Source organism: Psychrobacter sp. ASPA161_9 (assembly GCF_051970275.1).
GTDB lineage: Bacteria > Pseudomonadota > Gammaproteobacteria > Pseudomonadales > Moraxellaceae > Psychrobacter.
In genome coordinates, this window is the sequence record NZ_JBEFNI010000001.1 from 435,229 (window position 1) to 459,002 (window position 23,774).

General features: G+C 42.5%; 20 protein-coding genes. 5 read left to right on the forward strand and 15 right to left on the reverse strand.

All coding sequences use genetic code 11. From position 1 onward, the window contains the following. Positions 1 to 15 precede the first annotated feature (15 nt). Entirely contained in the window at positions 16 to 459 is a 444-nt protein-coding gene (locus ACTQ9S_RS01650) for an HIT family protein (RefSeq protein WP_440453447.1), read from the reverse strand. Positions 460 to 703: 244 nt separating this feature from the next. Here ACTQ9S_RS01650 and ACTQ9S_RS01655 point away from each other — a divergent pair, with 244 nt between their 5' ends. The 3 genes from ACTQ9S_RS01655 to ACTQ9S_RS01665 all read left to right on the forward strand — a co-directional run bounded on the left by ACTQ9S_RS01655 (position 704) and on the right by ACTQ9S_RS01665 (position 5,066). Continuing rightward, positions 704 to 1,450, forward strand: a complete 747-nt coding sequence (locus ACTQ9S_RS01655; protein WP_440453449.1) for a hypothetical protein — start codon at positions 704 to 706, stop codon at positions 1,448 to 1,450. 217 nt (positions 1,451 to 1,667) lie between these two features. Continuing rightward, on the forward strand, positions 1,668 to 3,554 hold the full coding sequence (ilvD, locus tag ACTQ9S_RS01660) for a dihydroxy-acid dehydratase (protein ID WP_068036118.1): 1,887 nt from the start codon (positions 1,668 to 1,670) through the stop codon (positions 3,552 to 3,554). 261 nt (positions 3,555 to 3,815) lie between these two features. After that, positions 3,816 to 5,066 carry a cation:proton antiporter gene (locus ACTQ9S_RS01665; protein WP_440453451.1) on the forward strand — a complete coding sequence of 417 codons (1,251 nt, stop codon included), beginning with the start codon at positions 3,816 to 3,818 and terminating at the stop codon, positions 5,064 to 5,066. 7 nt (positions 5,067 to 5,073) lie between these two features. Here ACTQ9S_RS01665 and ACTQ9S_RS01670 read toward each other — a convergent pair whose 3' ends face one another. The 4 genes from ACTQ9S_RS01670 to ACTQ9S_RS01685 all read right to left on the reverse strand — a co-directional run bounded on the left by ACTQ9S_RS01670 (position 5,074) and on the right by ACTQ9S_RS01685 (position 9,831). Continuing rightward, positions 5,074 to 6,471 carry a serine hydrolase domain-containing protein gene (locus ACTQ9S_RS01670; RefSeq protein WP_440453453.1) on the reverse strand — a complete coding sequence of 466 codons (1,398 nt, stop codon included), beginning with the start codon at positions 6,469 to 6,471 and terminating at the stop codon, positions 5,074 to 5,076. A 149-nt stretch (positions 6,472 to 6,620) separates the two neighbouring features. Then, a complete protein-coding gene (locus tag ACTQ9S_RS01675) occupies positions 6,621 to 7,136 on the reverse strand; it encodes a beta-lactamase hydrolase domain-containing protein (protein WP_068036124.1) in 516 nt (171 codons plus the stop codon). Positions 7,137 to 7,187: 51 nt separating this feature from the next. Next, a complete protein-coding gene (locus ACTQ9S_RS01680) occupies positions 7,188 to 8,102 on the reverse strand; it encodes a MaoC family dehydratase (RefSeq protein ID WP_068036126.1) in 915 nt (304 codons plus the stop codon). 328 nt (positions 8,103 to 8,430) lie between these two features. After that, complete coding sequence (locus ACTQ9S_RS01685; RefSeq protein WP_440453455.1) at positions 8,431 to 9,831, reverse strand: 3-oxoacyl-ACP reductase; 1,401 nt, start codon at positions 9,829 to 9,831, stop codon at positions 8,431 to 8,433. Positions 9,832 to 10,679: 848 nt separating this feature from the next. Between ACTQ9S_RS01685 and ACTQ9S_RS01690 the strand changes: the two genes are divergently transcribed. Beyond that, positions 10,680 to 12,143: an acetyl-CoA C-acetyltransferase gene (locus ACTQ9S_RS01690; RefSeq protein WP_350656872.1), complete on the forward strand. Its 1,464-nt coding sequence runs from the start codon at positions 10,680 to 10,682 to the stop codon at positions 12,141 to 12,143. 263 nt (positions 12,144 to 12,406) lie between these two features. Then, positions 12,407 to 13,420: a polyphosphate kinase 2 gene (ppk2, locus tag ACTQ9S_RS01695; protein WP_440453456.1), complete on the forward strand. Its 1,014-nt coding sequence runs from the start codon at positions 12,407 to 12,409 to the stop codon at positions 13,418 to 13,420. 38 nt (positions 13,421 to 13,458) lie between these two features. On the opposite strand, the gene ACTQ9S_RS01700 is transcribed toward ppk2, so the two are convergent. The 10 genes from ACTQ9S_RS01700 to rsmG form a co-directional block, all read right to left on the reverse strand. Then, on the reverse strand, positions 13,459 to 13,806 hold the full coding sequence (locus tag ACTQ9S_RS01700; RefSeq protein ID WP_440453458.1) for a PilZ domain-containing protein: 348 nt from the start codon (positions 13,804 to 13,806) through the stop codon (positions 13,459 to 13,461). A gap of 94 nt (positions 13,807 to 13,900) precedes the next feature. Then, a complete protein-coding gene (locus ACTQ9S_RS01705; protein WP_440453689.1) occupies positions 13,901 to 15,013 on the reverse strand; it encodes a DNA polymerase III subunit delta' in 1,113 nt (370 codons plus the stop codon). Positions 15,014 to 15,134: 121 nt separating this feature from the next. After that, a complete protein-coding gene (gene kdsB / locus ACTQ9S_RS01710; RefSeq protein WP_440453460.1) occupies positions 15,135 to 15,962 on the reverse strand; it encodes a 3-deoxy-manno-octulosonate cytidylyltransferase in 828 nt (275 codons plus the stop codon). Positions 15,963 to 16,036: 74 nt separating this feature from the next. Then, complete coding sequence (gene lpxK / locus ACTQ9S_RS01715; RefSeq protein WP_440453461.1) at positions 16,037 to 17,185, reverse strand: tetraacyldisaccharide 4'-kinase; 1,149 nt, start codon at positions 17,183 to 17,185, stop codon at positions 16,037 to 16,039. A gap of 133 nt (positions 17,186 to 17,318) precedes the next feature. Next, positions 17,319 to 19,100 (reverse strand): lipid A export permease/ATP-binding protein MsbA, encoded by a 1,782-nt coding sequence (gene msbA / locus ACTQ9S_RS01720; protein WP_068036139.1) that lies wholly within the window; start codon positions 19,098 to 19,100, stop codon positions 17,319 to 17,321. Between the two features lie 114 nt (positions 19,101 to 19,214). Beyond that, positions 19,215 to 19,646 (reverse strand): ExbD/TolR family protein, encoded by a 432-nt coding sequence (locus tag ACTQ9S_RS01725; protein ID WP_068036141.1) that lies wholly within the window; start codon positions 19,644 to 19,646, stop codon positions 19,215 to 19,217. 50 nt (positions 19,647 to 19,696) lie between these two features. Further along, positions 19,697 to 20,431, reverse strand: a complete 735-nt coding sequence (locus ACTQ9S_RS01730) for a MotA/TolQ/ExbB proton channel family protein (RefSeq protein ID WP_068036143.1) — start codon at positions 20,429 to 20,431, stop codon at positions 19,697 to 19,699. A gap of 146 nt (positions 20,432 to 20,577) precedes the next feature. Continuing rightward, the gene (locus ACTQ9S_RS01735; protein WP_068036144.1) at positions 20,578 to 21,723 is read right to left on the reverse strand and encodes a ParB/RepB/Spo0J family partition protein; all 1,146 of its coding nucleotides are present in this window, start codon (positions 21,721 to 21,723) and stop codon (positions 20,578 to 20,580) included. 138 nt (positions 21,724 to 21,861) lie between these two features. Next, the gene (locus tag ACTQ9S_RS01740; RefSeq protein ID WP_350656857.1) at positions 21,862 to 22,641 is read right to left on the reverse strand and encodes a ParA family protein; all 780 of its coding nucleotides are present in this window, start codon (positions 22,639 to 22,641) and stop codon (positions 21,862 to 21,864) included. A gap of 230 nt (positions 22,642 to 22,871) precedes the next feature. Next, entirely contained in the window at positions 22,872 to 23,588 is a 717-nt protein-coding gene (gene rsmG / locus ACTQ9S_RS01745) for a 16S rRNA (guanine(527)-N(7))-methyltransferase RsmG (protein WP_440453463.1), read from the reverse strand. Positions 23,589 to 23,774: the final 186 nt, after the last annotated feature.

Below are 23,774 nucleotides of genomic sequence, written 5' to 3' on the forward strand. Positions count from 1 at the left end.
AACAGTGTTTTTATTTTATGAATCGGAAATTATCGCTGCAAGTTGTTTGGCAGTTTCAGCAAGTTTTTCACTATCTGCCTGCTTAACTGCATGGCGACCTAGCTCATGGATGCTTGATGGAATCAGATGTACATGGTAATGAAATACCGTCTGCCCAGCTTGCGATCCATTCAATTGCATTTGAATAATACCTTCACGCTCAAATACCTGACGTTGCGCTTGCATGACCTTTTTAGACGTCATCAAAACAGCTGCGGCATATTTTGGTTCAAGATCCACTAAATCAACGGCTTTTTGCTTAGGTATTACCAGTACATGACCCTCTGCTTGCGGCATAATATCCATAAAGGCGAGGGTTTTATCATCTTCATAAACCTTGTGATATGGAATATCACCGTTTAGCATTTTGGCAAAAATATTGTTTTCATCGTATTTGGTTTTCTGATTAGCTTGTGTCATTATTTTTTCCTTAAATATTTATTAATGGTTAATGCATCATCGTATCTGGTTACATATTACCTGCCATATATAGTGGACGAAATATAGTCTGAGTACAAGACACATCTAAAACTGTTAACGTGCAGGCAAGTCGCTACTTGATAGCTATCTTCTAACAATATTAGCAATCTAAACACTCTATTTTATTGGCGTGCAAGCCCTATTCAATGCTATATTAAGCCCTCACTTTGTTAATGTTAGGTTTATGAATTTGACTACCTTACCTACTCAGTCATCATCTAATTCTGATTCTGATACACCATTATCTGCAGTGTCAGATCATGTAGAATCACTGGAAAATAGCGCCAGTCCAAAAACTATCGCCCCAAACACCATTATCCTAGCTGAAGCACTAACCGATACGACTATCAGTTGGCAAATTCACAACTGCAAAATCAGTGAAAAAACGGTTACACAAGATGTTCCAATGCAGTTCTTGTATCATTACGATAGTTTAGATGATAGTGTCAAACAGACCCATCCGTTGACACCTGCTCTGCTTGCACAATTTAATACGCCTATGACTGCCGATGCTGCTGCCAAGCTTATTGGGATTGCAGATGGTTTATTAGCAAGCCCTTGGCACGTCAAGGTAATCGGCTCGCTGGTTGTCTTTAGTGAAGCCCTGCAATTAGCCGTACGCCTACATTGGACGAATACAGGCAAAGCGACGCAGCAGGTATACACCAAGGACGCGGATGATGCTATGACAGCTGCTTTTAAAGATTGGCAATTTTTTGGCCGTGTAGATGTTCTTTATAAAAATGCTAAGCAAACCCTAGTCAGTATTGATGAGCAGAATACAAGCGATGAGCCGCTACTCACTATTGATGCTAGTACTGATTATCAACAGCTATTAGCCCCTCACGCTTTAGCAATTATTAGCAAATTAGAAGCCGACAAAACAGAACTACCTTGGTTTGAAACGGCAATTTTAGAACGGGTTGGGTAGCACCTTACCTTCAGGCTCCTTATTATGATATTACAATCGAAGTATCATTATCGACGAATTGTTTTTAGTTACTCATATCTAATGGTATGGTAACGGCCTAGTATTATTCACTAGTACTCAGAGGCTATAAAAAGCACACTTTAAAAAAGCACACTATCAATATCAAAGCTGAGGCTAAATTTTTCAATAAACCTCGCCTATTTGTAAGGAATATCAAATGGATTATCGCTCAAAAACCTCTACCGGCGGTCGTAATATGGCAGGTGCACGCGCACTATGGCGCGCAACTGGCATGACTGATGGCGACTTTGGCAAGCCTATTATTGCCATTGCCAACTCATTCACCCAGTTTGTACCCGGTCACGTGCATTTAAAAGACCTTGGACAACTGGTCGCACGCGAGATTGAAAAAGCTGGCGGTGTCGCAAAAGAGTTTAATACTATTGCGGTCGATGATGGTATTGCGATGGGTCATAGCGGTATGTTGTATTCACTGCCAAGTCGCGACTTGATTGCCGACTCTGTCGAATACATGGTCAATGCTCATTGCGCTGATGCATTAGTTTGTATTTCCAACTGTGACAAAATTACTCCAGGGATGTTGATGGCAGCAATGCGTCTGAATATTCCAGTAGTGTTTATTTCAGGTGGACCAATGGAAGCGGGCAAAATTCTAGCCAGTACGGTCGGTAAGAGTCACAATAATGAAGACAGTAACGGCAGTGCGGTTCGTAAACTTGACCTTGTTGATGCGATGATGGACGCCGCTGATGATAGCATTAGTGATGAAGATGTCGCTGCTATTGAAGCCTCAGCCTGCCCTACTTGCGGTTCGTGCTCTGGTATGTTTACTGCCAACTCGATGAACTGCCTGACCGAAGCCTTAGGATTGGCCTTACCGGGTAATGGCTCGCTACTGGCCACCCACTCTCTACGTCGCGAGCTGTTTTTAGAAGCTGGGCGTACCATTGTCTCGCTTGCCAAACGTCGTTATGAGCAAGATGATGATTCGGTATTACCGCGCTCAATCGCCAGCAAGGCGGCTTTTGAAAATGCGATGACATTAGATATCGCGATGGGTGGCTCGACCAATACTATTTTGCATTTATTGGCAGCAGCTAACGAAGCAGAAGTCGATTTTAAAATGTCAGATATCGATCGCCTAAGTCGCGGTGTGCCTTGCCTTGCAAAAGTTGCGCCTGCCTCACAAAAATACCATATGGAAGATGTGCATCGTGCCGGCGGTGTCTTTGCATTATTGGCCGAGCTTGATCGTGCAGGATTACTGAAGACTGACGTGCCGACCATTCATAGTGCGACGATGAAAGAAGCTATCGATAAGTGGGATATTATGAATCCTGATAATTCTGAAGCGCGTGCACGATATATCGCCGCCCCTGGTGGCGTACGTACAACCGAAGCGTTCTCTCAGTCAAAAGAATGGTCAAATCTAGACGTTAACCGTGAGTCAGGCTGTATTCGTAGTGCTAAGCATGCCTATTCAGAAGATGGTGGCCTTGCAGTGTTGTATGGCAATATCGCTGAGCGTGGCTGCGTGGTCAAAACCGCAGGCGTCGATGAGAGCATCTTAACCTTTACCGGTCGCGCACGACTCTTTGAGTCACAAGATGATGCCGTCGCCGCCGTATTGGCTGACAACATCGTAGCAGGTGACGTCGTTATCATCCGCTATGAAGGACCAAAAGGCGGTCCTGGTATGCAAGAGATGCTGTATCCAACGACTTATCTTAAATCTAAAGGTCTAGGTAAAGAATGCGCCCTACTCACCGATGGCCGTTTTTCTGGTGGCACATCAGGTTTATCAATTGGTCATGCCAGCCCTGAAGCGGCTGAAGGCGGTGCGATTGGTCTGGTTGAAGAAGGCGATACTATTCATATCGACATTCCAAACCGCACCATCAATATGCAGGTCAGCGATGCAGATTTGGCCACTCGCCGCGAAGCCATGGAAGCTCGCGGTCGCGATGCTTGGAAGCCAGTAAGTCGTGAACGTCATGTCTCTCCTGCCCTACGTGCTTATGCTGCCATGACTACCAGCGCTGATACTGGCGCGGTACGTGATGTGAGTCAAGTCGAGCGTTAATTGCAGACAAACAATTTAATTTTTTAAATCAAGCCTGCGCTATGCAGGCTTTTTTTTCACCAAAAAACAACGCAGCTATCGTTTTGATAACGATTTTTTGCGGAACTAATTCTATTTTCCAGTCATGATAGATTTTTTCAGCCGCCTTATTAGCCGTGTTGGAAATCTTATAACTTTCTACTTTCACCGATAACTATCATTAACCTTCCATTGAAAGACGAAATAATGTTTTAGATGGTTCTATGGGCATACACAAACCTAATGATTGAAAATTATAATTTATTCTTATTGGTCTGCGGTATCGCTTTTTTATTTGGGGCATTGTTCCCAATTATGTTTAAGCGCCTACCCATATCTCTACCTATGCTTCAAGTAAGCTTTGGCATCATAGTCGGTTATTTATGGCTCTCATTGTCATTTCTGGATCCTATGGAGAATGGCGTCGTTATTGAGAAAATCACTGAGATTGTAGTGCTCGTATCGCTCGTTGGCGCTGGTATCAAGATTGATACGCCATTATCATGGCGCTTGTGGCGCCCTACTATACGTTTACTGCTGATTACTATGCCTATTGGTATTTTTGCAATGGCTTTTTTGGGCTATTATGCGTTTGGTCTAAGCATGGGTGCAGCGATTTTGTTGGGAGCAGTACTTGCGCCTACCGATCCCGTATTAGCGTCAAGCATTCAGGTAGGCCCGCCGAACACGGGCGGTGAAGATACGCCGCGCTTTACCTTAACGTCAGAAGCAGGTTTGAACGATGGACTGGCTTTTCCATTCGTTTATTTGGCAATTAAAATAGCAGAGGCGTTTAGCAAAGATAAACGCTTTACCAGCGAGATGCTGTGGTCATGGTTTACACATGACGTGTTATGGAAGATTGGTGCCGGTCTAGTAGTCGGTATTGTCGTTGGAAAAGTCTTGGCAAAACTGGTGTTTTCAAAACATACTCGTGAGACTACTATCTCTCAAGGCTATGTGGTCATTGCATTGACATTACTGGCTTATGGCTTAGCTGAGTATGTACACAGTTATGGCTTTATTGCTGTATTTGTTGCGGCATTTGCGTTTCGTCGCTCAGAGCATAAGCATAGCTATCATGAAAAATTACATGATTTTGCTGAGCAGTCAGAAGGTCTGTTAATGTCTTTAGTACTGGTAGCTTTTGGCATGTTAATTGGTCAAGGTTTGCAGTCAGGTGTTGAGTTGACATGGCGAGTCTATATCGTTAGCTTTACCTTTTTGCTATTGATACGTCCGATTGGCGGCATTGTTGCGTTATCAGGATTAAACCTACCCCGAACAGAAAAATATGCGATATCCGCCCTCGGTATTCGGGGTATTGGTACCCTGTATTATTTATCGTATGCGCTTAATCAGGGTTTTTTTGGTGAAGAAGACGCTCTAAAACTTTGGGTTGTATGCTCTATCGTTATCTTAGCGTCTATTTTTATGCATGGGTTAAGTGCTCCAAAATTATTACAGATGACATCAACTAAACCACATGCGTAAAATATATTTAAGCTATATTTTTATCAACTAGATTTAATATAGCCTCTGTTAGCGCAAACTGACGGATATCATTTAACATAGTCACATCAAAATTATGTACAAAGGCAAAAGACAGTTGTCGTGTAGGATCACACCATGCGACCGAACCGTTATAGCCCATGTGCCCAAAACCCGATTCAGTATCAGCGCAAACGCTAAATAATCGATGATATCCCAAGCGCCAATTCATATGCGCTGGCATTACCGCATCCATTCCCATGACTTGCGGAGTAGATAGCTGCTCGAATGTTGCCGCGTCGATTAAGGTCTGTCCTTGCCATGTACCGCCATTGGCTAGCATGGCATAGATAGTCGCTAATGCATTTGCTGAAGCCACACCGTTAGCCGCTGGAATGACTGCTTGCAGTGTCTGTCGATTATAGTAATCAATAGGTTGTTTGTTGGCAGGTATGAGTGCTGACTTATAATTTTTTAAATTTAGCTGGCTGGTATTGAGATACAAGCGATTAATCTGTGCCGTATCTAATGTAGGTAATTCATCTATATTTTTGTCATTATTACTCTCTACAACTGCATGAGGTGTTGCAGCATGCTGCTCCCAGCAACGATAGTTTGGTAGATTTGCATAAATACGCAATGTATTTTCAGAATCAGCTTTCAATACTGGCTTGTTCCGACGAGAACGAAGTTGAGGTTGTTCTGCCGTATGACCTTGATACGAGATGTTGAATTTTTTTACCAATCGGGCAACTCTATCTACTTTGTCGCCTGGAACGCCAAAATAGCAACTGTCTGCAATATCTAAGGGCTCAGTTAAATAATAGCACAGCGCCCCAGCTAGAGACATGTCAGTGACCGATTCTATTACGCCTCCTAACACCCAGCCATAAACTAAAGCACTGTAAGCACTACTATACAATGATGAGTCTTCAGGTAAGGTTGTGGGCATCGCAGCAATCTTATCTAGCATGGTATCCCAATCAAGCAAAACCTCGCTATCAGCATCAATACTGGTAATCGAAAACAAATTGGCTTGATGGGACATTAGCGTGCGTAGCGTGATATTTGCTTTACCATTAGAGGAAAATTCAGGCCAATAACTAGCAATCGGCTTATCATAATCCAGCAGCTGCTGCGAAACCAACACATGAACCAGTGTTGCCAATACTCCCTTACCTGTTGAAAAATTCAAAGATAAAGTTTCCGGCTGCCATGGTATGTTAGCCTGCGCCATACCAACATTTGCTTGCACAATACACCTGCCAGCTTGATAGACGACTAATGAGCCACCTGCTGGCGCATCATCTAATTGTAAATCTGTCAATAATTGTTGTAGGCGCTGTTGAAACTCACTATTGATCTGTTTATCAAGATTCTGATTGTTTTTTTTATTATTGACGATCATGGTTGTCCTGCTCCGTTCTTTTTAGAATCGCTAAAGGTTATAAAACTTTTTAGCATTGAATACTGATGATTCATATCATAAATACAAATATATTATTTGCTAATAAAAAAGGCCACCTATTGGTCGCCTTTTCGTTACTCAGTCATATTCTAACGCGGTACTAACAGACGCTTATAAACTTCGTCTTCCAGCTTCGTCAACCCATGACTGCGACCACGTTCCATAGCAGTATCCATCTTACGCCCACGTAGCCAACCTGCACGCAGAGCAATCGCTGCTCCTGCTCTGTTACCAGAACCACAGTGCATGGCTATTTTTTTACCATGATGCTGACGCAAAATATTGTCAAATGCCAATATTTTAAGCTGCTTTAAATCTGCAACACCGCTGATAGGCAGCTGCTCATAAAACATACCTGCCCGCTCAACCGCTGCTGATTCATCAAAGCTCAACTCGTCATCAGGCTGCAAATTAATAATTAGCTCAACCCCTGCATCTGCTAGAGCTTTCACTTTGGCTTCATCAAGTGCTCCGCAAACGATCGTCTGTTCATCAGGGCGAAAATAAGGCTCAAGTATTGTAGCGAGATTAATACCATTGTCAGCTATCGAAGCTTGATTATCATCTGCATCAGTAAGGGGTTGGGCATTTGAATTTAGAGTCATAGTCGTATATATGTTAGTTAGATATTAGGATTAAAGTTAAGCTTATACTGATTAATCTTCTGCGATTAATTTAACAACACCAGCAAGATGCGGCTTATCATTTTTGGCACTATATAACCCAAAATTACAGGTGTTATCACTGCTTTCAAGTTTTGCTACCGATTCAGCAATCAACTCGACCTCAGATGGCAAAAATATAGGGAGCTTGAATGATACCTCAGCAGTATACGCATCAGGTAATTCACCCATCATTGCTAAACACTTAGCCTTAGACCACATACCATGAGCGATTGCTTTAGGAAAACCAAAAGCACGTGCGGATAATGGATGTAAATGGATAAGATTAAAGTCCCCAGATATAAAGGCATAACGACGGCCAATATCTTCTGGCACTTCAAAGATAGCATGTGTGCCTTCTTCATCAATCATAGGCTTGACAGTCAACGGACGTGGTTTGCTTTTACTACTGGCGTTACTATCAGGCTTTTTACCACGAGCCAAATAGGTTGAAATCCCTTCCCAAATAACATTTTCTTGCGATTTAACAGTAGTGACAAAGTCGAACTGTTGACCTTGGGCATGATCGCGCAAGTTATCGAACGCCACGGACATAGCAACTGTCTCACGTTCGCCAATAGGACGATACTGCGTGACACTATTATCTACATGCACTAGCCCCAACATCGCAAAAGGAAATGGCTCTTTGACCATCATATTCATCTGTAGCGCTTGTGATAGCACCGAAAAGTAAGTAATCGGAATTTTACCATCATCAGCGAAACCGCAAATCTTACGGTAATCTTTTAAGTTACCCTGATCAATGTGCAGATCGTCCACATAGTAAGTCGCTTGTGGCAACTCATCTTTGCCGACTTTCGCATTATCACCGATAGGTAATAGGCTTTTGATAATATTGGCGTAAGTGGTATGCGCTTTTGGCAACGCATCATAGTGTTTATCTGACATAAATCTATCCTGATTGGGGCTTAAGCAAATTTTCTTAGCACATCCATTGGCTACTGAGTCGCCTATTTTGCAGCATCTTGCCCCAAAAATACAGGACAAAAAAGTTACTAAATAAACATATATAAAAGTAATGGTTAAACAACAAATCTTTCTGCTTATTTTATTTGTCTTGTGGTTTTATCATAAAAAAGCCACCCATAGGCAGCTTTATTACAATAAATCAGCAAATTTTTCGTAAGCACTTATTATAATTACAACAAATCAATAGTGATATCAATGATTTATAATCTGACTAACGTCACCATTGTTTTGATACAGTACGAAAATATTATGCACCGAGCAAGCTTTGACCACAGACACGTACCGTGTTGCCATTGAGACCAGCAGACGCAGGAGACGCTAGCCATGCGATGGTTTCAGCAACATCGACTGGTAGTCCACCTTGACTCATTGAGTTCATGCGACGACCAGCTTCACGAATCGCAAATGGAATGGCTTCAGTCATTTGAGTCTCGATAAAACCAGGAGCCACTGCATTGATCGTCATACCTTTGTCATTGGCTACTAGCTGTTTAGCAGTCGCATCGACCAATCCAATTACCCCAGCTTTAGAAGTAGCATAGTTGGTCTGACCAAGATTGCCTGCGATACCCGAGATTGAAGACACACAAACGATGCGCGCATCATCTTTTAATACATCATTTTCAAGTAAGTAACGATTAAGCTTGGCAATACTGGCAAGATTAATATTAATTACCATATCCCATTTTTGCTCATCCATTTTGGCAAGCGTTTTATCACGAGTCACGCCAGCATTGTGAATGATAGAATCCAGACCACCACGCTTTTCAGCAGCTTCTGCGATCTGTACGCCTGCCTCATCGCTAGTGATATCAACCATTAAAGTAGATCCGCTAATCTCGCTTGCAACTTTTTGTAAGTCGGCTTGTTGTTGCGGTACATCTAAACAGATAACATGCGCGCCTTCACGAGCCAGAACGCGAGCAATCGCTTCGCCGATACCACGGCTTGCGCCAGTGACTAGCATGGTTTTGCCGCCTAAAGGCTGCGTCCAGTCGACTTCAACTGCACTACCCTTGCCAACACGTACTACTTGTCCTGATACATAAGCTGAACGTGCTGAGGTAAAGAAGCGCAATGTTGAATCAAGATTGCTTTCTGAGCCTTCAGCGACATAGATTAGCTGCGCGGTAATACCACGTTTAAACTCTTTGCCGACAGACTTCACAAAGCCTTCAAGTGCACGTTGAGCTAGTGCTGTCTCTACATCAGTAATCTCTTCAGGTGGACGACCAACGATAATGACGCGACCTGACTTCTCTACGCGGCGTGCGACAAAATGAAAGAACTCGTATACTTGCTTTAGCTCATCTGCATTACTGATATTGCTAGCATCAAACAACAACACCTTAAACTTATCTTCGCTACCTGTATTGGCTTTTGCTTCAACATTGGCATCGGCAAGCGTATCTTTAATACTATCGCTGCTATTAACAAAGACTTCAGCATGCAGCTCAGACAAAATACGGGCAATAGATTCGCTAACGCGGTTATCATTGCCGGTAGCTGAACCTACCAATACACTACCTCGTACAAGGCGCTGACCACTCTCAAAACGATCGAGACTTACTGGTAGCGGTAAACCTAAATTTTTAGCGACTTTTTTACCAATAGAAGATTGAACAAAATCACCATAACGGTCTGACATAAAATACTCCTGTATTTGAAAATTTAAACAATCAATAACGAATAGAAAAAAGAATGTGTCTAATGAATGCGCTTGGTATAAATAAACATACCTATTATGAATACACTTATTATAAAGGCTCACTGCTATCATAATAATGAATAATTATTAGTCTTTAGTAAGTGAGCTTTAACCTGCCACAACTATACACGCCTAGGGTAAACAAGTCCAAAAGTCAACGATATAAACAAGGATTAACGAGCTTACTTACAAACGCAGCAGTTACTTTCTCTATATTTAAAAAACAAATGTATATGTTAAAATAAAATCTAGAAGTTATAGCTTAATTGAATACCGATAACAATATATTATCAAATAACTATCTAGGCAATACTAATAAGTAATACTGTTCAGTCTACATGTTCATTGTTTACTCAAACCTGAACACCTGTTACCTGACTTGCCAAAGGCATACAATAACATGGTAAAAATTACGACGATAAACCGCTAACATCTTATATATTGGTGATCTAACTTATTTATCACAATATTTTATTGCCTTATCATTTACTACATTCACTCGTTTTAAGGATAATTCCATGAGTAACAAAAAAAATAGCCCTGTTATCGAAAGTACTGTCGTTAAGGGCAACGGCACAGCAACTGATAATACCCAAAAAAACACTCAAACCAAAAATAATGACCAAGATAGTAATGCTCATTATGATTCAATTGCTGAGCTTAAAAAAGCAACTGCTATCGTTGATGCCGATGGCAACCCAGTCGATGACGACTCTAAAAACGCTCAGAATGACGCGCAAGCTCAGAAAAAAGCGAAAATCAAAGAAGATTTAATTGACGAATCTAATATGAGCGAGTCAGAAGATCTTAATGTGTTTGATACTACAGCTGAATCTAATACAGCGGAAAAGTCGACTAAGAGCAGCAAAAAAGACAGCAGTCAAGATGACAAGAAAGCTGATGAAGCAGCGGCTAAGGCTAAAAAACCAAGCGCAGCGCCCAAAAAGAGCAGTGCTACTACATTAAGCTCAGGCCAGCATCGCGTTGCTATCTTAGGTGGTAACCGTATTCCATTCGCACGCTCAAACGGTCCTTATGCGGATGCTAGCAATATTGATATGTTGACTGCCGCCCTTAATGGCCTAATCGAACGCTACAACTTGCAAGATGAGCGTATGGGCGAAGTGGTTGCTGGCGCAGTATTAAAGCTTAGCCGCGATTTAAACCTGACCCGTGAAGCAGCATTAAATACTGCCTTAGACCCGCACACACCTACTTATGATGTCTCTCAAGCTTGCGGTACTGGCTTACAGTCTACTTTTGCTGCTGCAAACAAAATTGCCTTAGGCGTGATCGACTCAGCTATTACTGGTGGTGTCGATACGACTTCAGACGCCCCTCTCGCCGTTGGTGATGGCCTTCGCAAAGTGATTTTAAAGTTAGGTGCTGCGAAAAATAACAAGCAACGCTTGCAAGCATTAATGGGTTTAAATCCAAAAGACTTAATCGAATCACCACAAAACGGCGAGCCGCGCACTGGTCTATCTATGGGTGATCATCAAGCAATCACTGCTCTTGAGTGGAATATCAGCCGTGAAGCACAAGATGAATTGGCTTTTAATAGTCATAAAAACTTGGCGCGCGCCTATGATGAAGGCTTCTTTGATGACCTCATCACTCCATATAAAGGTTTGACTCGCGACAACAATCTGCGCCCAGATTCTACTCTTGAAAAAATGGGTAAGCTTAAGCCAGCATTTGGCAAAAAGAACGCTAATCCAACCATGACTGCCGCTAATTCTACCCCATTAACTGATGGTGCCTCTTGTGTACTATTAGCAAATGATGAATGGGCAGAAGCACGTGGACTTAAGCCATTAGCGTACATCGTTCATCAGGAAACTGCCGCTGTTGATTTCATTGGTAAATCTGGCAACAAAGAAGGTCTGTTAATGGCGCCAGCCTATGCGGTACCACGTATGCTTGAGCGTGCTGGTCTTACTCTACAAGACTTTGACTTTTACGAGATTCATGAAGCATTTGCCTCACAAGTGCTTTCAACCCTTGCTGCTTGGGAAGATGAGACATTCTGCCAAGAGCGCCTAGGCCTTGATGCGCCATTAGGCTCTATTGACCGTAGTAAGTTGAACGTTAATGGCTCATCACTTGCCGCTGGACACCCATTTGCCGCAACTGGTGGACGTATTTTAGCGACAGCAGCTAAATTGCTAGATCAAAAAGGTTCAGGTCGCGTGCTTATCTCTATCTGCGCAGCTGGTGGCCAAGGTGTGACTTGTATCTTAGAAAAATAAGTTATAGATTAAGTTGTCCTAGCTACATTAATAGGTTAACCGTTAATTAGCGATAAACACCCTTTAATTTTTTGATTAGAGGGTGTTTTTTTGTCCATTTTTTATTAGTTATTAACTGTCATTATTATGCTAAAAATTGGATGTAATAAGGCTTTAAAGCGTTTAACCTATTAATGAAACGGTATATTAATATGATAAAGTAGAGGCTTAGAAGAACTAAAAATTAATGTGAATGACCATACATAAATGAAAAGGAGTTTGGCATGGCAAAGATACCTTCGGCAATTGATCCAAAATCCTTAACACTGCAAGAACATCATGAACTAACTAAGCCTGAACAAGGAAACTTCATTGGACGCATGGATAAAGAAGTCTTCAATGATGAGCTACGCCGCAAGATGCATCAAGACTTAATCGATGCTTATGATGAAGAGCTTGAAAACGAAATAGACGATTATGTACGTGATTTTCGTTTTGATGGGCTTGAGATGACGGAGCAAGAGAAGCTTGATCGTCGTACCTACTTTCAAGAACTGGTGCGCCTGCAGCGTGAGCTAATTAAACTACAAGATTGGGTAGTCGATCGCGGTGAGCGCATTGTAGTTATATTTGAAGGGCGCGACTCAGCAGGCAAAGGCGGTGCGATCAAACGCATCACTCAACGTCTCAATCCACGCGTTTGTAGAGTGGCTGCTCTGCCCGCACCAACTGAGCGCGAACAGTCACAATGGTACTTTCAGCGCTATGTGGCACACTTGCCAGCGGCTGGTGAGATTGTATTATTTGATCGAAGTTGGTACAACCGTGTCGGTGTCGAGCGTGTGATGGGATTTTGTACCGATGCGCAATACGAGGAGTTTTTTCAATCCGTCCCAGAGTTTGAGCGTATGTTAGTACGTTCCGGTATTAGGTTAGTTAAATATTGGTTTTCTATCACTGATGACGAACAGCACTCGCGCTTTATGAGCCGGATTCATGACCCGCTTAAACAATGGAAGCTATCGCCAATGGACTTGCAGTCAAGGCGTCGCTGGGAAGACTACACCAAAGCCAAAGAGACTATGTTTGAGCGCACTCATATCCCAGAAGCGCCTTGGTGGGTAGTTGAAGGTAATAATAAAAAGCGTGCGCGCCTCAATTGTATCGCTCATCTGCTTGAGCAGATACCGTATAAAGAAGTACCGCGTGAAGAAGTAGAATTACCTGAGCGTAAGCGCGACGATGAGTATTATCGTGAACCTATTCCAGACGATATGTACGTGCCGCCACGTTACTAGATTATTAGAATATAGCAGCTACTAAACCAATAATAAGTTTACATGGTATAAGTCGCTTGCTGGCTATCAATTTTACCTGCTAGCAAGCGCTCTACTTCATGTTTTATTTTTTGACAAGCCGCATCGGTACCAATCTGCACTGCGAAGCCTGCAGGACGATTAGCTTGGGCTTTATGATTAATCCAAACCACTTTACCATTCATCGGTAAGCGTTCGCTAGAATTAGGTAAAGTAATCGCAATAAAGACCTCGTCACCCATTTCCTGTACACGACTGGTAGGCACGAACAGTGCGCCATTATCTACGAAAGATAAATAGCTAGCATATAACTTTTCGACATCTTCAATATGACAGGTAATAATACCGCCACGTCCTGGCATTGCCATAATCAAATCCTTAGTTCAAATATACGGTTAGATAGCGGTTGGTGGTCTTTATATTTTTAATATAGTTTGTCTACAAGCTGATGCAAGATTTAGCTTAAAGATATGCTAAATCTTGCATCAGCTTATCATAGGCGAATTTTTCTTGCACATTCTGTTGCAGCGCCGTTTTTGTTTGCTGCAATTGGCTTACCAATGCTTCTAATGCGCTATCTGTCGGCTGATATTTTTCTAAAGCCGCTGATAAAGCAATATCTTTTTGGCTACTATCAAGACCGAGACAGACGCGCCGGATATCGATTAGCATCAGCTCAGTGAGCTTGAGAAAATCTGGAAGACTAAGCTCAGCTTGCCAATAGTCGCTGGCCGCTGTACTGCTACGCTTGCCGCTACGTAGAGCCTGCCACGTAGTCAACCATAATGAGCGCTTGCTATACCATGCAGCCTTTGCCAAATCTATTGCGGCAAGCGGCGCACCGTTTGCTAATTGTAGTAATTGCGCAATTTGTATCGGACTCACCACTTCACGATTAATCGTACTGCCAAGCTCATGTGCAACATAGTCATTTGCCATAGAGGACACAATAGTTTGTAGCGGTAACTGCTGCACACGACTTTTAATCGTTGGCAACAGCTTTGCTGGCATGTCACTAATCAAAAATAAATGGACTTGTGCTTGCGGCTCCTCTAGCGTTTTTAAGAGCGCATTAGCCGCTGCAATGGTCATTTTTTCAGCATGATCTAATACGCAAATACGCATCCCCTGCCCACCTTGATAGATGAATGGTTGTAATGCGCGGATATCATCCACTTTTATTGTCAGCGCAGCATTGCTGGTTGCTTTTGCAAATTTAGTATCAGCTTTCGTCTTTTTAGCGGTACTACTTGAGGCCTCATTAATCTCTCGACTCTCGGCACTGACAGGCATGCTAGTAATAGGCAATACTTGTAAGCTTGGATGCGTACCAGATCTAAGCCACTGGCAACTCTGACAACCACCACATGCGCCAAGCGGATGCTGATCGTGCTCACGGCACAACAGCCAAGCAACCAAACGCCAAACGAAGGCACGCTTGCCCATCCCTTGCATACCAGCAGCGAGTAATGCATGCGGCAGATTGTGTGGCGGTGATAGCACACGACTAGTGAGCTGCGTCCACAGCGCTTGCTGCCATGGTAATAGCGGCGCAAAGTAAATACTGTCTGTCATATGATTCACGCTTATTGCCTACTGTTTTTTAGAATTTATTGAGCTTAACACTTATCTTGTAGGTAACTTTTAAACGTTAACCTTTAAATGCTAACTTTTAAACTATTGCTTAGGCTATTTATCATATATCACTTTTAAATTCGTTAAGGCTCATAGCGTTTAAGCGATCCAAATCTTCTTGCGTATCCACGCCAGCAGGTAGCTGAACTTCTGCTGCTGCGATGGCAATATTGCCACCGTTTTCTAAGACGCGCAGTTGTTCTAAGCTCTCAAGCGTTTCGAGCGGTGTTTGTGGCCAATGGACGAATTGCTGTAGTAAGCTTACCCGATAAGCATACAGTCCTAAATGTCGGTAAGCATCTTTTGGTGCAAGTAGTTCAGTTGTGTCTAGATTACCAGCTTCTACTGCTAGCGCCACATCACGATCACAAGGAATCGGCGCACGACTAAAATATAGCGCGCGCTGTCTATCATTAACCGTTGCACTCACGACCTTGACTACTGATGGTCTTGTAAAGGTATGATAGTCTTCAATAGGTTCGTATAAAGTTGCCATAACGCTATCGCTATCTTGTACTAACAAATTTTTAACTTGTTCTAATAACAGCGGTGGTACCAGCGGCTCATCGCCTTGCATATTGATAATAATATCATGCTCTTCCCAACCCTTAATCGCTGCAACTTCAGCTAAGCGATCTGTCCCTGATGCGTGATCAGCGCTGGTCATCACTACCTCATACCCTGCATCTAGACAAACCTTGGCAATGCGTTCATCATCGGTAGCGATACACATATCATCAGCGAAGTGCGCCGCCTGAGCCTTTTTAGCGACCCAAAGTATCATAGGTTTACCATGAATGTTTAATAATGGTTTACCTGGCAGACGAGTGCTTTTAAAGCGTGCAGGGATAACAATATGAGTTTTGGCAGGCACAGGTGTAGTCGACATAGATGATTCCTATAACAGGCAATATATAAGCTTAAAAGCGAGATTGAATAATAGCTGAAAAAATGAGGTTTATTTTACTTATCTCTAAAACCTGACGTAGGCATATCAATACCAAATGCTGTTAATTGCTGCTGTAACGTTTGATAGCAAGCATTAGAGAGTTCTGCGGTTACGGGTAGTACCCATAGTCTATTCACTAAGGCTTTAATATCATCATTAATTAATTCATCAGGTTTTATAGAATTAATTTTGTTGAGTTCTGCTAATAGTAACGTACGGATTTTTACAGCATCTTTAGTCGTCACAATAATAGGATGCTCGGTATATTGCAGTAACTCGACCAGACTAAAGTCATAATGATCAGGATAAGGATGTTCTATCACATCAAAACCAAGCGTCCTGAGCGTTGCAAAAAAACGCTGCGGATAGCCGATTCCACTAACTGCATGCACGCTACCCTGCATTGGCACTACCGCATCTGATGAAGAGGTAAGTATGTCTAAATCATGTATGTTATCGTCAGATAATAAAGGATATAAGCTACTTGGCTGTAACTGCATGGTCAAACGCTGAGCTAGATTTTCATTATTATTAAAAGCGGATACTACCTCTGGTTTTTTATGATAAATAACGGTTGCATCTGTTAATCGTGCCATCGGCTCACGTAAAAAACCTGTTGGTAGGAGCTGCTGATTACCAAATCCGCGCGCTACATCGACCACAATCCATTCGATATCACGTTGTAGAGCATAATGCTGCAAACCATCGTCAGCAATGATAAGTTGTAAATCAGAATGCGCGTTTAGCAAAGTCGTAATCGCTTGTTCGCGGTTCGGACATACTGCCATCGGTGCGGCCGTCACATTGACAATTAAACAAGGCTCATCGCCTACTGTACTTGGCAAACTATCTTTGGTTACCAATGCTGGCATCTGGCTACTATCACCGCCATAACCGCGACTTATAACACCAACCTTTATACCCTGTTGCTGCAAATAACTAACGAGAGTTATAATCAACGGCGTTTTGCCACTACCACCAACCGTAATATTACCTATGACCATAATGGGTACAGGCGCACGATAACTTGCAAATAGCCCTGCTTTATAAGCCTGACGACGCAATAAAGTAAGCAAACCATATAGCCAGCTGATAGGCAGTAATAACCATAACCAAGCTGCTTTTCGTTGCCAAGCACGAGTAATCGCGGTCTCAATACTCATTATTTAGCATCCATCCAATTTTGCCAATGATTTGTTGCTTAATATAGTGCGTTGTTGAATAGTATAAAAGTAAAAGACTTGATGATATTAACATCGAAGCCTTTTAAACAGAAACTCAAAGCTCATCTCGCCTTCATGATTCAAAATCGCGCGCATACATTTGGGCATAATGGCCTTGCTTTTGCATGAGCTCAGTATGAGTACCAATCTCAACGATTTGCCCACCATCTAGGACTGCAATGCGGTCAGCAGATTCAATCGTCGTCAAGCGATGCGCAATGACTAAGGTGGTACGGTCTTTCATTACATTGTCGAGTGCTTGCTGAATATAATACTCTGACTCATTATCAAGAGCACTGGTCGCTTCATCCAATATCAAAATCGGTGCGTCTTTTAATAGTGCGCGTGCTATCGATAAACGCTGACGTTGACCACCAGATAACTGTAAGCCTTCTGCCCCAATCTGACTTTGATAGCCTTGTGGCATTTTCATAATAAAATCATGAGCAAAGGCATCTTTAGCAGCAGCTTCGACCTCAGCTTGTGACTTGCCTGCCAAACTACCATAGGCAATATTATTAAAGACCGTAGTGTTAAACAGCACGACTTGTTGATTAACCATCGCAATCTGTGCGCGTAGACTCTCTAAAGTAATATCTTCGATGGGCATACCATCCATCGTAATTTGCCCTGAGGTCGTGGTTAAGGTACGCGTTAACAGATTAACCAGTGATGACTTACCAGCGCCACTACGCCCAACTAAGGCTACTGTCTCGCCTGCACGTACATCTAAGCTAAAGTCATGTAACGCCACAGTTGAATCGGGATAGACCAAGCTAACCTTATCCAATTGAATCTCACCTGACAACGATGGGCTGAGCGTACCAGTATCCTTCTCTTCAGGCTCATCAAGCAATGCAAATATAGACTCACCCGCCGCAATACCTTTTTGCAGTTTTTGATTGATATCGGTTAATGAGCGCACAGGTTTACTGAGTAGCCCTGCTGCTGCAATATAGGAGATAAACTCACCTGCCGAGATATTGTCGATCACCGATGGACGTAAAGCGAGCCATACTACCACTGACATCGCCATTGCCATCAATAACTGTACAGCGGGTGTATTAATACTATTGGTAACTACCACTTTCATACCTTGGCGCAAGTTCTTTTTTGAAGTAGCGTTAAAGCGCTGAGCTTCATAAGCTTGGCCGCCGTAATTTTTGACCACTTGGTAGCCGCCGATTACCTCATTGGTAATATGGCTGACATCGCCCATGGTTTCTTGAATACCTTTGGATAGCTTTAAATAACGCTTAGAGGCAAAACGAATCAGCCACAAGATCGGTGGCAGTACTAAAAACAAAATCAAGGTTAAACGCCAGTTGCTATAAAGTAAAAAACCAAGCAAAGCGACAACTGTTAAGCCATCACGCAACAAGGTCTTCATGGAATCGGTACTAGCAGCCGTCACTTGCTCTACATCGAAAATCAGCTTGGATGAGATAGTTCCAGCAGGATTGGCTAAATAGAACGAGCTTGGTAGACGTAACAGCTTGTTAAATACCTGCACTCTCAACTCATACACCAAATTTCGTGAGACTAAAGCAGAGTAATAGTTACCCAAAAAGCTACCAACACCGCGTATAAAGAACAACGCGATAATCAAGACTGGAAACAGGTTTTGTTTCGCTTGATCATTTTGATTAATAGCGTCGGTGATATATTGTAATAATTTGGCAATCCAGATCTCTGTTGCTGCATTAATAGCAAACCCTACTACTGTTAGCAGTAGCGCCCACCAATAAGGCTTCAAATAGCTCAAAAGACGCAATAGCGTCTTACTCTTAGGCGGACTTGACGGTGGCACAAGCTTAGTGTTAATAGGAGTTTGAGTTGTATCAGATTGGCTCATAAAAGCCTCAGGTCAAGTATTAATAGATGAATTTATTAAACAGGCAGCGCCACTGCATAAAGAAGAGGTATAACGGCGAGATAGAACCCAGTAGTTAGCTTAACTGTCTACTACCTAGTGCGGTAGTGCTTGTCCGAGTGGCATTACAGTGCTGATATTTAAATTTAAAAAGCCCAGTTTGCCAGCGATGTCCATTACCTGTACCACAGATTGATGGGTAGCATTAGCATCAGCAGCAATTACAAATAGGATGTCACGCTCACTGCCCGCTTCTTGCTGTAGCATGTTGGTCAGCTCAGCCTCACTGTTGTTAGCAAGGCTAATACCATTAACCATGTAACTGCCATCTTCTTGTACTGCCACCTCAATACTGTTCTTCTGCTCGACAAGTGCAACGCCTTCCGCTTCAGGCAAAACAATATTTAAACGGCTAAAATGATTAAATGACGTCGCTAATAGCAAAAACACAATCAAAAACAGTAAGCAATCAATCATTGGCGTTAAATTGATTTCTAGCGGTTCAACGGTAGGCTTTCTAAAACGCATAGCTATTTCTCTGATGGCCTAAGGCTGGAAGATAAAAATATTAGGTTTCTCTATGCAGGTTGATGCTTGGTTTCAGAGTCAAACCCTAACGTATCACTCAACTGCTCATCACTTGTCTCTGCGCTTTGCACTGTCGTAGTAGGCAAATTAGTCAGTGGTAGATGAGCATCTGCTAGTAGCTGATAATCGTAAAGCTCTTGAATCATAAGCCCAGCTTCAGTCTCAAATCTGGCATTAACATCTACAACTCGGCGCTGAAAATAACGGTAAGCTACTAGTGCTGGTATCGCAACAACCATACCTGCGGCAGTTGTAATCAATGCTTGCGAGACTCCTGCGGCAAGCAAGGTAGGATCTTGCATTGCACCATCTGTAATGGCTAAAAATGAAGATATAATGCCCAATACAGTACCTAATAGGCCAAGTAGTGGGGCAATTGCTCCTATCGTACCTAGCATATTGATATTTTTTTCCAATTGATGGATCTGTACGCTCGCTCTATTTTGCATATGCATAGTCATAGAGTCTAGACCATACTGACGATACATCAATCCCGTCGCTAAGATGTCACCTAATGGCGTTTTCTCTTTGACATTCATCAACTGGGTACGACCGATGTCACCGTTTTCACGTAGGCGGGTTATGAGCTGTTCACGTAGTCTACCAGGTACGATTTTGTTAAACTGTAGCGTACTACTGCGCTCAATAATAATGATAAGCGCGACTATCGAACATACGACGATTGGCATCATTAACCAACCACCTGCTTTTACCAATTCCCACATAATGACTCTCTTGTGTATCGTTTAAAATGCTCAAAATATTGCAACTATTACATAATGAAAGCCATGTATAATATATCGCGTACAATAGCAAAAGTCTTTTAGACTTAATAAGTATGTTATTTAAGTACGTTGGTCTAATGAGTGTATTAACGTTGCGCTTCTAGATGTTTTATTAACGCTGATAACTCATCTTGGTTGTGAAAAAATATCTCCACACTACCCTGACCATCTTTTTTATGTTTAAGCTTTACTTCTGCTCCCAACATATCTGTCAGGCGCTGTGTTAAACGTTCAGCATCATGAGACTGTGATTGTTCAGTACGATCAGCTTTAGGTGCAGGATTTAAGATTGACTTAACCAGCTTCTCAGCCTCCCGTACAGTCATCCCCCCATCAATTATTTTCTGTGCAATGATAGGCTGCTGTTCAGAAGATAAGGCAAGCAGTGTACGCGCATGACCCATATCTAAAGCACTGTTCGCTAAATGGTCTTTTACCGTATCGTGCAGCTGATTGAGACGCAGTAAGTTCGAAACTGTCGTTCGTGCTTTACCGACTACATCTGCAATCATTGCATGACTCATGCCAAATTCAGTATGAAAGCGCTGCAATGCCGCAGCTTGCTCAATCACTGACAAATCTTCGCGTTGAATATTTTCAATCAGCGCTAATGCAATAGCTAGTTCGTCCGATAATGCGCGTTCAATTGCTGGAATAACCGACTTACCTGCCATTTTTGCGGCACGCCAGCGTCGCTCACCAGCGATAATTTCATGAGTGACATCTGCTGTACTTTTATCTTCGTTTGCCAATAGTGGCCGAATAACAATAGGCTGCATGATTCCATGCTGCTCAATAGAAGATGCTAGCTCTGCTAGTGCTGTTTCGCTCATATCGCGGCGCGGTTGATATTTACCAGCTTGCAATTGTGTCACCGCGATTTGCACCAAACTTATCTGATCTTCAGAAGTATTACTATCGATACTCTCATTAGCTGTTCTAGTACTATTTTTAGCATGGTGGCGGATTTTTGTGCTGTTGCGGATAGTACGTGGTGCACGACTACTTGCACCAGTAACGGCTTTTGCACTGGTTTTCGCAGGATCATTATTGACCTGTGTAGCAGATAAGTCTGGTATTTGAGCAATAGACTTAGCATCAACCGTTGCGTCGATATCACGCACAACGGTATCGTCTTGCAAAGCAGAGGCGGTAATTTGCTTTTCTTTTTTGATTGATCCTAATAAGGCATCTAAACCTCGATTGGAAGCCAATCCTCGTTTTTTCGCCATGATTACCTATCCTCTAACGCTAAAATAAAAGCCAAATGGTTGTTAATAAGTACTTACTGATAAATATGGTATCTAATGCTTTATTGGCTAGCTAGTGTCTATTCACTTGCTAGCTTTTACGACAGTGACTGGCGTCTGTTAGCAGCTCTGTTTGATAACTTCAGCTGCTAATTTTTGATACGCGCGCGCACCTTTTGACCACCTCTCATACGCAATTACTGGTAGACCGTGCGCGGGCGCTTCTGCCAAGCGAATGTTTCTTGGAATGTGGGTTTTATACATAATATCGCCAAAGTGAGCCTCAAGTTCAGCGGATACATCGCGGGCTAGCGTGTTACGTGCATCGAACAATGTTCTTACCACACCACGAATATACAGCTTAGGATTAAGCTCAGTTAAGCGCTCAATTGTCTGTGATAAATCGGCTAGACCTTCCAATGCATAATATTCACACTGCATAGGAATAATGACGCTATCAGTTGCCACCAAAGCATTGATCGTTAGTAAGTTTAAACTGGGTGCACAATCCATAACGATATAGTCGTAATGCCCCTCTTTGGAGCTAACTTGCGCATCGACTAAATGAGTCATTGCTTTCTTTAATAGCTCATGACTATTGGTTTGACCCATTAAGGTAACGTCCATACCTGCCAGCTCACGATTGGCTCCGATAACATCGAAACCTGCCGGGCTCATAACAGTAGCATCCTGCAGTGAAACGCCATCAAGTAACACATCTGCTATTGTCAGCTCTAAATCGTTTTTATCTAGACCAGTGCCACTAGTAGCATTACCTTGTGGGTCTAAGTCAATCAACAGTACGCGTTTACGCTTTGCAGCTAAGCTAGCAGTCAAATTTACTGCCGTCGTCGTTTTTCCAACGCCGCCTTTTTGATTCGCAATTGCTATGATTTCCATACACTTACTCAATTTGATTAGGGTCTATTACTGATTTCCACTCTGACAGTCTTTAACTCTAAATTTTTATTATCATGTTTCACAAAAAATCTGATAGTCATTTTAATATGTTCTAAATGCATAACGAATGAAAACCTTGCAAACACCAGACTAATTACTTCATGCACTACTTCTAGTTTTAGTCCAACTAGCTACGTTAGTTGTTTCATAGCTACTGAGGTGCTCATAGCTTAGACATTTTTAGAAGATAATTCAATCAAATGACGACTATCATATAAACGTGGCACTTTAAGCTCAATGGTTTTAATTTGCCATTCCTGATTTAGCGCCTGTAGCTCATCATCGGTTGGCGCTTTGCCTTTCATCGCACATAATTGCCCCCCCTTTGCCAAACGTGGCTCTGCAACTTCGACAAAGTCTATAAGGCTTGCGAACGCTCTAGAGGTGACCACTTCATAGCTAGTCTCATGCGCTTCGATACGCGAAGCAATCGGTTGCACATTGCTCAAACCAAGCTCACTACTAATTTGCTTAATAAAGCGAATTTTTTTCTGATTACTATCAAGTGCGGTACATTGGCGCTCAGGCTGACAAATCGCGATAATAACAGCAGGCAACCCTGCTCCCGTACCAATATCTAGCAGTGACCCTGACGGCAAATGCGGTATAATAGCCAAACAATCGATGACATGTTTGACCAAAGCCTCTACCGGATCAGTAATGGCGGTCAGATTATACGCTTTATTCCATAATAAAAGCTGGTCTAAGTATAATAATAACGTGCGCTGCTGCATGCCACTTAGTGATAAACCGAGCTCTTGCGTTGCTTGTACTAATATATTCGCAAGCGTTGGCAACTGCGACCCAAGCTTTGTAAAGCCAGTCGGATCAACATTGATATTATCCGTGCTAGTAGAAGGTGAAGCGATTTTAGCAGAAGCTGACATACGACGAATTATCCAGTTTTGGCATGTGAACCTTTTATTTTATCATGCAGGCTGCATATTGAATAGTTGCAGATTGCGCTAATGTCCGTCATCTTATACTATCTGCGCTAGCATTGAGGTTTTATTCTTCCTTTCTACCATTAAATATGGCTTTGGATATAAGCGCAGTTTTATCATTGTTGGTTT

Excerpts from the sequence above, each read along its gene's own strand:
- ACTQ9S_RS01650 (WP_440453447.1), bottom strand. The coding sequence starts at position 459 with ATGACACAAGCTAATCAGAAAACCAAATACGATGAAAACAATATTTTT.
- ACTQ9S_RS01655 (WP_440453449.1), top strand. The coding sequence starts at position 704 with ATGAATTTGACTACCTTACCTACTCAGTCATCATCTAATTCTGATTCT.
- ilvD (WP_068036118.1), top strand. The coding sequence starts at position 1,668 with ATGGATTATCGCTCAAAAACCTCTACCGGCGGTCGTAATATGGCAGGT.
- ACTQ9S_RS01665 (WP_440453451.1), top strand. The coding sequence starts at position 3,816 with ATGATTGAAAATTATAATTTATTCTTATTGGTCTGCGGTATCGCTTTT.
- ACTQ9S_RS01670 (WP_440453453.1), bottom strand. The coding sequence starts at position 6,471 with ATGATCGTCAATAATAAAAAAAACAATCAGAATCTTGATAAACAGATC.
- ACTQ9S_RS01675 (WP_068036124.1), bottom strand. The coding sequence starts at position 7,136 with ATGACTCTAAATTCAAATGCCCAACCCCTTACTGATGCAGATGATAAT.
- ACTQ9S_RS01680 (WP_068036126.1), bottom strand. The coding sequence starts at position 8,102 with ATGTCAGATAAACACTATGATGCGTTGCCAAAAGCGCATACCACTTAC.
- ACTQ9S_RS01685 (WP_440453455.1), bottom strand. The coding sequence starts at position 9,831 with ATGTCAGACCGTTATGGTGATTTTGTTCAATCTTCTATTGGTAAAAAA.
- ACTQ9S_RS01690 (WP_350656872.1), top strand. The coding sequence starts at position 10,680 with ATGAGCGAGTCAGAAGATCTTAATGTGTTTGATACTACAGCTGAATCT.
- ppk2 (WP_440453456.1), top strand. The coding sequence starts at position 12,407 with ATGGCAAAGATACCTTCGGCAATTGATCCAAAATCCTTAACACTGCAA.
- ACTQ9S_RS01700 (WP_440453458.1), bottom strand. The coding sequence starts at position 13,806 with ATGGCAATGCCAGGACGTGGCGGTATTATTACCTGTCATATTGAAGAT.
- ACTQ9S_RS01705 (WP_440453689.1), bottom strand. The coding sequence starts at position 15,013 with ATGACAGACAGTATTTACTTTGCGCCGCTATTACCATGGCAGCAAGCG.
- kdsB (WP_440453460.1), bottom strand. The coding sequence starts at position 15,962 with ATGTCGACTACACCTGTGCCTGCCAAAACTCATATTGTTATCCCTGCA.
- lpxK (WP_440453461.1), bottom strand. The coding sequence starts at position 17,185 with ATGAGTATTGAGACCGCGATTACTCGTGCTTGGCAACGAAAAGCAGCT.
- msbA (WP_068036139.1), bottom strand. The coding sequence starts at position 19,100 with ATGAGCCAATCTGATACAACTCAAACTCCTATTAACACTAAGCTTGTG.
- ACTQ9S_RS01725 (WP_068036141.1), bottom strand. The coding sequence starts at position 19,646 with ATGCGTTTTAGAAAGCCTACCGTTGAACCGCTAGAAATCAATTTAACG.
- ACTQ9S_RS01730 (WP_068036143.1), bottom strand. The coding sequence starts at position 20,431 with ATGTGGGAATTGGTAAAAGCAGGTGGTTGGTTAATGATGCCAATCGTC.
- ACTQ9S_RS01735 (WP_068036144.1), bottom strand. The coding sequence starts at position 21,723 with ATGGCGAAAAAACGAGGATTGGCTTCCAATCGAGGTTTAGATGCCTTA.
- ACTQ9S_RS01740 (WP_350656857.1), bottom strand. The coding sequence starts at position 22,641 with ATGGAAATCATAGCAATTGCGAATCAAAAAGGCGGCGTTGGAAAAACG.
- rsmG (WP_440453463.1), bottom strand. The coding sequence starts at position 23,588 with ATGTCAGCTTCTGCTAAAATCGCTTCACCTTCTACTAGCACGGATAAT.